The following is an 8,856-nucleotide window of genomic DNA, read 5'->3' as shown; positions in this document are numbered from 1 at the left end:
ATCTGAACAGGACTCCTATCCACCCGGACCACGACGGTCCAAGTGTGTCTGGTGTCCAACATCCAGGGTCAAGTCCCTCCCTCCCTGGGCGGGCTCGTGCCGTGTGGCACAGCGTGGCGTCGTACTCCTGTGACACACGCACACATGGTCCAAACGGACTTGAAGTCGCTTTTCGGGCCTTCATACCGGATGTTGGACAATGGGTTGTGCGGTGTGATCAGCTGGCCACCTCTCTCGCATAGGGAGCACGTGCTGACGACACCACGTTGCTCAGTGCCGAGCGGACCACCCCCGCTTGCGCGGGGAGCACTGTGGGAGTCGCACGGGGGGTCGAGCTCCTGTGGGACCACCCCCGCTTGCGCGGGGAGCACCAGTCCCGAATTCACGACCCACACGTGCTGGGAGGACCACCCCCGCTTGCGCGGGGAGCACGCGACGACGTAGCGGACGACGAGGGGGACGAGGGGACCACTCCCGCTTGCGCGGGGAGCACAAGTACGCGCGCGTCCAGCACGAGCACCCGGAGGGACCACCCCCGCTTGCGCGGGGAGCACTCGGGTCCGATGAATTCGATGGTGCCGCGAACCGGACCACCCCCGCTTGCGCGGGGAGCACTCAGGACGCCCGACGCTACGCGCCGTTGCCCCAGGACCACCCCCGCTTGCGCGGGGAGCACCGCAGATCACGGTCCTGCTGGATGTCGACCGGGGGACCACCCCCGCTTGCGCGGGGAGCACTTGGCCGAGCTGGTCATGGCGGTGGCCGACGAGGACCACCCCCGCTTGCGCGGGGAGCACCCGGTAAGGGCTTCGTGCACGGGACGGGGACGCGGACCACCCCCGCTTGCGCGGGGAGCACTACACCGACAGCAGAAAGCATATTGCAGAGATAGGACCACCCCCGCTTGCGCGGGGAGCACTCCGTCTTGAGAAACGGTGACAGCGTCTTCCTGGGACCACCCCCGCTTGCGCGGGGAGCACTTCGGCTCCACGGTGTTGGTCGCCGCGGTCGGGGGACCACCCCCGCTTGCGCGGGGAGCACGAACCCGAGGTGACCGAGTACACCGACGATTGCGGACCACCCCCGCTTGCGCGGGGAGCACCAGTTCCTAAAAAATGCGCACGGTTATTACGGCGGACCACCCCCGCTTGCGCGGGGAGCACTCGAGGGTCATGGGGCGCTCGTCGAGGAACGGGGGACCACCCCCGCTTGCGCGGGGAGCACTTCCAGTTTGATCAGGTCGTCGCGGCGGCGGTCGGACCACCCCCGCTTGCGCGGGGAGCACTCTTCTTGACCAGGGACTTTACAGGCCGGGGTGCCTGTTTTCATTCGGTTCGTTGCGGTCTCGTATGTCGGTGGTCGTCTCATGTCTTCGACAGGTGGGATGTCGAGGGGCGACGGACCTCCCGCAGCCGTAGGAGCTGCCGCTGTGCTGGGCGGTTATCCTGACCGCGGCGGTCACAGCACTGGCAGCAGGTGCCTGGGTGCTGGAGTGGTGGCTGTCGCGCGCGGTATCGGGATCGCGTAGGGCATCGCGTGATCGGTTGAGAAGCCGGCGAGTCCCCATGACCACGAACAACTGCCGCTCATCTGGGGAGAGCGCTCGGCGCGTGGCCGAGGGGCACCGCCCGGACACGACCGGGTGGATGCCCACGTCCGTCATCGCCGAAGCGCTGCGTCTCTACATGGTTTGACCGAACGCCGCCGGGCGCCTCCCCGCCCGGAAACGTGTCCGGTCGGTGGGGTCAGGCCGCAGGGGTCAGCGGCGCGGATGACAGTGCGAGGCGGGTGGCTGCCCGCGTACTGCTCAGACTCTGGTTGCGGTGTCGGCCGCGCATGGTCGGCGGTGGTGTTCGGCCAGTTTCTGGAGGTCGACGGTGAACAGGGCGTCGTCGAGCAGTTCACGAAGATCGCCGTCGACCCTGTCGTCGACCGCGACCTGGTCGTCTTCGTCGATCAGCAGTTCGGCGTCGGGGTTGACGGTGGTGGCCAGTCGCGAGTTGACCGCGGTCCGGTAGGCGGCGGTGACGGCGCCCAGGTCGTAGTCGGAGGCGTGTGCGGCGAGTTGGTCGACCACGAGCTCCCGCAGTGACGTGCGGCCGTCGAGGTCCGCGAAGTCGGCGAGGGTTCCCGGCGATCGCATGGCCACGATGATTCCGGGCGGGGGCGTCACCTGATCGAGACAGGGGCCGAGGTGATGTCGAGGAAGCTCCGGGACACTCGGCCGGCTCGGGACGTGCGGGTCCGGTGTCAGGGCTGGGGGTGGTCGAGGGGCCGTAGTTCGGGCTGGTCGGAGGGGATGACGCCGTTTCCGGCGAGGTAGGCCGACAGCGCGACTCGTATCGTCGACAGGGGTACTTCCTGTTCGGTGGGCACCGGGTGTTCGTGGCCTTGCAGGTCGTAGGTCGCCGTGCCGGTCGCCTGCGGGTTGCCTGCGGTGGCGCGTGCGACTCCGCCGGGTGGCAGTTCCTGGACGAAGCCGTGGTCCCGGCCGATTCCCGCGTAGAGCACGGGGGAGGTCCAGGGGTCGTGTTCGACGGTGAACTCGACGACGGGGGGGTGGTCGTGGTCGGCGCCGTAGGCGTGGACGCGGTCGACGAACTCGTCCAGTTCGTCCTGGGTGTCGATCCGGACGGGGTTGTTTCCCGACTCGGGGTCGTAGATGGCCCTCAGCGTTGCCACGGTGGCCGTTTCCCTCCGGTGAAGGTCTGGTGGTAGCCGTTGGTGCCGTGCGCGGTCAGGCGGCTGCCCTCCGGCAGGACCATGCCGAGCAGGTTCTCACCGCCCCAGGTCAGTCTGCGGGGGATGTGGTTGACCACGAGGGTGGCGTCGGTGATGCCTTCGCGGCGCATCCGGGCGGCCACCTTCATCTCCACGTGGGTGGCCACGACCGGGGGGCCGGGTAGCGGGTATCCCTGGTCGCGCAGGGCGTCGTGGACGGCCTGCGTGTCTGTGTCGGTGCCGCTGACCACAGTCTCGGCGGGTCCGTCGCCGGTCACCAGCTGTCCATGGGTTTTCTGCCCGGTCCCGGGCCGCACCGGTGGTGGAAGCCGCCGCCGTAACGCCTCGACCCTCCGCGCCGTGTCGGGGCCTGGGCGTGGCGCGGGCGGTTCGACGCCGGGCTCGTTTCCGCGTGGTCCGGGCGACCGGTCCGAATCCTCATCGGTGGAGGCCACGCCGAGAGCGACCATCATCGCGTGCAGCGTGGTCGCGGCGGCTTCCAGGACGCGGGTCAACCCCTCGTTCCCGTCCGCGTGCGCGGCCACCTGCCTGAAGCGGGCTGCTGCGGCCGCGCCACCTTCGGCGCGTGCTGTCCCGGCGCATGCCGCGGTCAGAGTGGCGCCTGCCTGTTCCGCCGCCTCGGCCGCCGCCCGCAGCGCCTGCCTGCCGTGGTCGATTCTGCCCATCACGGCACGCAGCACGGTGCCGACCTCTCGCAACGACGCCACCGCACCCCCGACCGCAGTCCTGCCCGCCGGCCAAGTCCTCCACCGGGTGCCCCGCGACCCTTTTCACCCGATTCGGTGAACCGGGTCCTCGTGTCGACGGTGGTCGGCGCACGTCGGGTGCGGTTTATGAGCGGGGGAGCGGTCATCACGTCCGTGAGCGCCCACTATCGACACTCCGGCGAAGTGTGAGGCCCGGGCATCCTGGGTGTCCGCGCGAACGGACGACCCGGTGGGGGAGCGGATGGCGGGAGCTGACGGCGGGTGGGCGCGGTGTTCGCTGGCCGTGAGTTCCGGGCGCTGTTCGCCGCGTAGCTGCTGAGCATGGTGGGTGACCGGCTCGCCCGGGTCGCGCTGTCGGTGCTCGTCTACGAGCGGACGAACTCCGCCGGCTGGACGGCGGTGGCCTACGGGTTGACCTACCTGCCGGACCTGGTGAGCGGGCCGTTGCTGTCCGGTTTGGCGGGCCGGCACCCGCGTCGCGCGGTGATGTCGGCGACCGATCTGGCCCGTGCGGTGCTCGTGGCCGTCATGGCGGTTCCGGGCTGCCGTTGTGGATCGCCGGGGTGCTCCTGGTGGTCGTGCAGGCGTTGGGCGCCCCGCACGCCGCCGCCCGCGGTGCGACCCTGGCGGCCGCGCTGACCGGCGACCGGTATGTGGTGGGTGCCGCCGCGCAGGACGTCGTGGTGCAGACGGGTCAGGTGGTGGGCTTCGCCACCGGTGGCCTGGTGGCGGCCGGTCTGGGCGTGGGCGAGGGCCTGTTGCTGGACGCCGGGACCTTCCTCGTTTCCGCGGTGCTCGTGCGTCTGGGGATGCGCGCCCGGCCCGCGCCCCACCTCGCGGCGGCGGCGTGGGCGCGGCGGCGTGGTCCTGGTGGGGTTCGTTGCGCATCGGGCTGCGCCTGGTGCTGTGCGCCTGGCGGCCGGGGCTGGCGCTCACGCTGGTGCTGTGGGCGCTGTCGGGTGCCGCCTCGGGCCACCACGTGGTGGCCCGAGGCGGCACCCGACAGCGCCCACAGCACCAGCGTGAGCGCCAGCCCCGGCCGCCAGGCGCACAGCACCAGGCGCAGCCCGATGCGCAACGAACCCCACCAGGACCACGCCGCCGCGCCCACGCCGCCGCCGCGAGGTGGGGCGCGGGCCGGGCGCGCATCCCCAGACGCACGAGCACCGCGGAAACGAGGAAGGTCCCGGCGTCCAGCAACAGGCCCTCGCCCACGCCCAGACCGGCCGCCACCAGGCCACCGGTGGCGAAGCCCACCACCTGACCCGTCTGCACCACGACGTCCTGCGCGGCGGCACCCACCACATACCGGTCGCCGGTCAGCGCGGCCGCCAGGGTCGCACCGCGGGCGGCGGCGTGCGGGGCGCCCAACGCCTGCACGACCACCAGGAGCACCCCGGCGATCCACAACGGCAGCCCGGAACCGCCATGACGGCCACGAGCACCGCACGGGCCAGATCGGTCGCCGACATCACCGCGCGACGCGGGTGCCGGCCCGCCAAACCGGACAGCAACGGCCCGCTCACCAGGTCCGGCAGGTAGGTCAACCCGTAGGCCACCGCCGTCCAGCCGGCGGAGTTCGTCCGCTCGTAGACGAGCACCGACAGCGCGACCCGGGCGAGCCGGTCACCCACCATGCTCAGCAGCTACGCGGCGAACAGCGCCCGGAACTCACGGCCAGCGAACACCGCGCCCACCCGCCGTCAGCTCCCGCCATCCGCTCCCCCACCGGGTCGTCCGTTCGCGCGGACACCCAGGATGCCCGGGCCTCACACTTCGCCGGAGTGTCGATAGTGGGCGCTCACGGACGTGATGACCGCTCCCCCGCTCATAAACCGCACCCGACGTGCGCCGACCACCGTCGACACGAGGACCCGGTTCACCGAATCGGGTGAAAAGGGTCGCGGGGCACCCGGTGGAGGACTTGGCCGGCGGGCAGGACTGCGGTCGGGGGTGCGGTGGCGTCGTTGCGAGAGGTCGGCACCGTGCTGCGTGCCGTGATGGGCAGAATCGACCACGGCAGGCAGGCGCTGCGGGCGGCGGCCGAGGCGGCGGAACAGGCAGGCGCCACTCTGACCGCGGCATGCGCCGGGACAGCACGCGCCGAAGGTGGCGCGGCCGCAGCAGCCCGCTTCAGGCAGGTGGCCGCGCACGCGGACGGGAACGAGGGGTTGACCCGCGTCCTGGAAGCCGCCGCGACCACGCTGCACGCGATGATGGTCGCTCTCGGCGTGGCCTCCACCGATGAGGATTCGGACCGGTCGCCCGGACCACGCGGAAACGAGCCCGGCGTCGAACCGCCCGCGCCACGCCCAGGCCCCGACACGGCGCGGAGGGTCGAGGCGTTACGGCGGCGGCTTCCACCACCGGTGCGGCCCGGGACCGGGCAGAAAACCCATGGACAGCTGGTGACCGGCGACGGACCCGCCGAGACTGTGGTCAGCGGCACCGACACAGACACGCAGGCCGTCCACGACGCCCTGCGCGACCAGGGATACCCGCTACCCGGCCCCCCGGTCGTGGCCACCCACGTGGAGATGAAGGTGGCCGCCCGGATGCGCCGCGAAGGCATCACCGACGCCACCCTCGTGGTCAACCACATCCCCCGCAGACTGACCTGGGGCGGTGAGAACCTGCTCGGCATGGTCCTGCCGGAGGGCAGCCGCCTGACCGCGCACGGCACCAACGGCTACCACCAGACCTTCACCGGAGGGAAACGGCCACCGTGGCAACGCTGAGGGCCATCTACGACCCCGAGTCGGGAAACAACCCCGTCCGGATCGACACCCAGGACGAACTGGACGAGTTCGTCGACCGCGTCCACGCCTACGGCGCCGACCACGACCACCCCCCCGTCGTCGAGTTCACCGTCGAACACGACCCCTGGACCTCCCCCGTGCTCTACGCGGGAATCGGCCGGGACCACGGCTTCGTCCAGGAACTGCCACCCGGCGGAGTCGCACGCGCCACCGCAGGCAACCCGCAGGCGACCGGCACGGCGACCTACGACCTGCAAGGCCACGAACACCCGGTGCCCACCGAACAGGAAGTACCCCTGTCGACGATACGAGTCGCGCTGTCGGCCTACCTCGCCGGAAACGGCGTCATCCCCTCCGACCAGCCCGAACTACGGCCCCTCGACCACCCCCAGCCCTGACACCGGACCCGCACGTCCCGAGCCGGCCGAGTGTCCCGGAGCTTCCTCGACATCACCTCGGCCCCTGTCTCGATCAGGTGACGCCCCCGCCCGGAATCATCGTGGCCATGCGATCGCCGGGAACCCTCGCCGACTTCGCGGACCTCGACGGCCGCACGTCACTGCGGGAGCTCGTGGTCGACCAACTCGCCGCACACGCCTCCGACTACGACCTGGGCGCCGTCACCGCCGCCTACCGGACCGCGGTCAACTCGCGACTGGCCACCACCGTCAACCCCGACGCCGAACTGCTGATCGACGAAGACGACCAGGTCGCGGTCGACGACAGGGTCGACGGCGATCTTCGTGAACTGCTCGACGACGCCCTGTTCACCGTCGACCTCCAGAAACTGGCCGAACACCACCGCCGACCATGCGCGGCCGACACCGCAACCAGAGTCTGAGCAGTACGCGGGCAGCCACCCGCCTCGCACTGTCATCCGCGCCGCTGACCCCTGCGGCCTGACCCCACCGACCGGACACGTTTCCGGGCGGGGAGGCGCCCGGCGGCGTTCGGTCAAACCATGTAGAGACGCAGCGCTTCGGCGATGACGGACGTGGGCATCCACCCGGTCGTGTCCGGGCGGTGCCCCTCGGCCACGCGCCGAGCGCTCTCCCCAGATGAGCGGCAGTTGTTCGTGGTCATGGGGACTCGCCGGCTTCTCAACCGATCACGCGATGCCCTACGCGATCCCGATACCGCGCGCGACAGCCACCACTCCAGCACCCAGGCACCTGCTGCCAGTGCTGTGACCGCCGCGGTCAGGATAACCGCCCAGCACAGCGGCAGCTCCTACGGCTGCGGGAGGTCCGTCGCCCCTCGACATCCCACCTGTCGAAGACATGAGACGACCACCGACATACGAGACCGCAACGAACCGAATGAAAACAGGCACCCCGGCCTGTAAAGTCCCTGGTCAAGAAGAGTGCTCCCCGCGCAAGCGGGGGTGGTCCGACCGCCGCCGCGACGACCTGATCAAACTGGAAGTGCTCCCCGCGCAAGCGGGGGTGGTCCCCCGTTCCTCGACGAGCGCCCCATGACCCTCGAGTGCTCCCCGCGCAAGCGGGGGTGGTCCGCCGTAATAACCGTGCGCATTTTTTAGGAACTGGTGCTCCCCGCGCAAGCGGGGGTGGTCCGCAATCGTCGGTGTACTCGGTCACCTCGGGTTCGTGCTCCCCGCGCAAGCGGGGGTGGTCCCCCGACCGCGGCGACCAACACCGTGGAGCCGAAGTGCTCCCCGCGCAAGCGGGGGTGGTCCCAGGAAGACGCTGTCACCGTTTCTCAAGACGGAGTGCTCCCCGCGCAAGCGGGGGTGGTCCTATCTCTGCAATATGCTTTCTGCTGTCGGTGTAGTGCTCCCCGCGCAAGCGGGGGTGGTCCGCGTCCCCGTCCCGTGCACGAAGCCCTTACCGGGTGCTCCCCGCGCAAGCGGGGGTGGTCCTCGTCGGCCACCGCCATGACCAGCTCGGCCAAGTGCTCCCCGCGCAAGCGGGGGTGGTCCCCCGGTCGACATCCAGCAGGACCGTGATCTGCGGTGCTCCCCGCGCAAGCGGGGGTGGTCCTGGGGCAACGGCGCGTAGCGTCGGGCGTCCTGAGTGCTCCCCGCGCAAGCGGGGGTGGTCCGGTTCGCGGCACCATCGAATTCATCGGACCCGAGTGCTCCCCGCGCAAGCGGGGGTGGTCCCTCCGGGTGCTCGTGCTGGACGCGCGCGTACTTGTGCTCCCCGCGCAAGCGGGAGTGGTCCCCTCGTCCCCCTCGTCGTCCGCTACGTCGTCGCGTGCTCCCCGCGCAAGCGGGGGTGGTCCTCCCAGCACGTGTGGGTCGTGAATTCGGGACTGGTGCTCCCCGCGCAAGCGGGGGTGGTCCCACAGGAGCTCGACCCCCCGTGCGACTCCCACAGTGCTCCCCGCGCAAGCGGGGGTGGTCCGCTCGGCACTGAGCAACGTGGTGTCGTCAGCACGTGCTCCCTATGCGAGAGAGGTGGCCAGCTGATCACACCGCACAACCCATTGTCCAACATCCGGTATGAAGGCCCGAAAAGCGACTTCAAGTCCGTTTGGACCATGTGTGCGTGTGTCACAGGAGTACGACGCCACGCTGTGCCACACGGCACGAGCCCGCCCAGGGAGGGAGGGACTTGACCCTGGATGTTGGACACCAGACACACTTGGACCGTCGTGGTCCGGGTGGATAGGAGTCCTGTTCAGAT

At 70.5% G+C, this 8,856-nt stretch carries 8 protein-coding genes and 2 CRISPR repeat arrays; of the genes, 4 read left to right on the top strand and 4 right to left on the bottom strand.

The genetic code is table 11. The features are described 5' to 3' along the window. Positions 1-282: 282 nt before the first annotated feature. Positions 283-1,285: direct repeats of the CRISPR family, unit length 28 nt; unit sequence GGACCACCCCCGCTTGCGCGGGGAGCAC. A 522-nt stretch (positions 1,286-1,807) separates the two neighbouring features. The 3 genes from ACFP3R_RS37300 to ACFP3R_RS37310 form a co-directional block, all read right to left on the bottom strand. Then, positions 1,808-2,143 carry a hypothetical protein gene (locus ACFP3R_RS37300; protein WP_380643732.1) on the bottom strand — a complete coding sequence of 112 codons (336 nt, stop codon included), beginning with the start codon at positions 2,141-2,143 and terminating at the stop codon, positions 1,808-1,810. 107 nt (positions 2,144-2,250) lie between these two features. After that, a complete protein-coding gene (locus tag ACFP3R_RS37305; RefSeq protein WP_380643735.1) occupies positions 2,251-2,682 on the bottom strand; it encodes an Imm1 family immunity protein in 432 nt (143 codons plus the stop codon). After that, a complete protein-coding gene (locus ACFP3R_RS37310; protein WP_380643737.1) occupies positions 2,670-3,422 on the bottom strand; it encodes a DddA-like double-stranded DNA deaminase toxin in 753 nt (250 codons plus the stop codon). Before ACFP3R_RS37310 ends, ACFP3R_RS37305 begins: the two co-directional genes overlap by 13 nt. A 348-nt stretch (positions 3,423-3,770) precedes the next feature. Between ACFP3R_RS37310 and ACFP3R_RS37315 the strand changes: the two genes are divergently transcribed. Continuing rightward, positions 3,771-4,088 (top strand): hypothetical protein, encoded by a 318-nt coding sequence (locus ACFP3R_RS37315; protein ID WP_380643740.1) that lies wholly within the window; start codon positions 3,771-3,773, stop codon positions 4,086-4,088. Positions 4,089-4,768: 680 nt separating this feature from the next. Here the strand turns inward: ACFP3R_RS37315 and ACFP3R_RS37320 are convergent. Further along, on the bottom strand, positions 4,769-5,086 hold the full coding sequence (locus ACFP3R_RS37320) for a hypothetical protein (RefSeq protein WP_380643740.1): 318 nt from the start codon (positions 5,084-5,086) through the stop codon (positions 4,769-4,771). Between the two features lie 348 nt (positions 5,087-5,434). Here ACFP3R_RS37320 and ACFP3R_RS37325 point away from each other — a divergent pair, with 348 nt between their 5' ends. The 3 genes from ACFP3R_RS37325 to ACFP3R_RS37335 all read left to right on the top strand — a co-directional run bounded on the left by ACFP3R_RS37325 (position 5,435) and on the right by ACFP3R_RS37335 (position 7,049). Further along, positions 5,435-6,187 carry a DddA-like double-stranded DNA deaminase toxin gene (locus tag ACFP3R_RS37325; protein WP_380643737.1) on the top strand — a complete coding sequence of 251 codons (753 nt, stop codon included), beginning with the start codon at positions 5,435-5,437 and terminating at the stop codon, positions 6,185-6,187. Further along, on the top strand, positions 6,175-6,606 hold the full coding sequence (locus ACFP3R_RS37330) for an Imm1 family immunity protein (RefSeq protein ID WP_380643735.1): 432 nt from the start codon (positions 6,175-6,177) through the stop codon (positions 6,604-6,606). Before ACFP3R_RS37325 ends, ACFP3R_RS37330 begins: the two co-directional genes overlap by 13 nt. Before the next feature lie 107 nt (positions 6,607-6,713). After that, positions 6,714-7,049 carry a hypothetical protein gene (locus tag ACFP3R_RS37335; RefSeq protein ID WP_380643732.1) on the top strand — a complete coding sequence of 112 codons (336 nt, stop codon included), beginning with the start codon at positions 6,714-6,716 and terminating at the stop codon, positions 7,047-7,049. A gap of 522 nt (positions 7,050-7,571) precedes the next feature. Then, a CRISPR array of direct repeats spans positions 7,572-8,574; the repeat unit is 28 nt; unit sequence GTGCTCCCCGCGCAAGCGGGGGTGGTCC. Positions 8,575-8,856: the final 282 nt, after the last annotated feature.

The organism is Saccharothrix lopnurensis (genome assembly GCF_042658445.1).
Taxonomy (GTDB): domain Bacteria; phylum Actinomycetota; class Actinomycetes; order Mycobacteriales; family Pseudonocardiaceae; genus Actinosynnema; species Actinosynnema lopnurensis.
This window is presented reverse-complemented; position numbering and strand designations above follow the sequence as displayed.

What these genes read in the sequence shown, in the direction of transcription:
- ACFP3R_RS37300 (WP_380643732.1), bottom strand. Translation starts at nt 2,143, where the DNA reads ATGCGATCGCCGGGAACCCTCGCCGACTTCGCGGACCTCGACGGCCGC.
- ACFP3R_RS37315 (WP_380643740.1), top strand. Translation starts at nt 3,771, where the DNA reads ATGGTGGGTGACCGGCTCGCCCGGGTCGCGCTGTCGGTGCTCGTCTAC.
- ACFP3R_RS37320 (WP_380643740.1), bottom strand. Translation starts at nt 5,086, where the DNA reads ATGGTGGGTGACCGGCTCGCCCGGGTCGCGCTGTCGGTGCTCGTCTAC.
- ACFP3R_RS37335 (WP_380643732.1), top strand. Translation starts at nt 6,714, where the DNA reads ATGCGATCGCCGGGAACCCTCGCCGACTTCGCGGACCTCGACGGCCGC.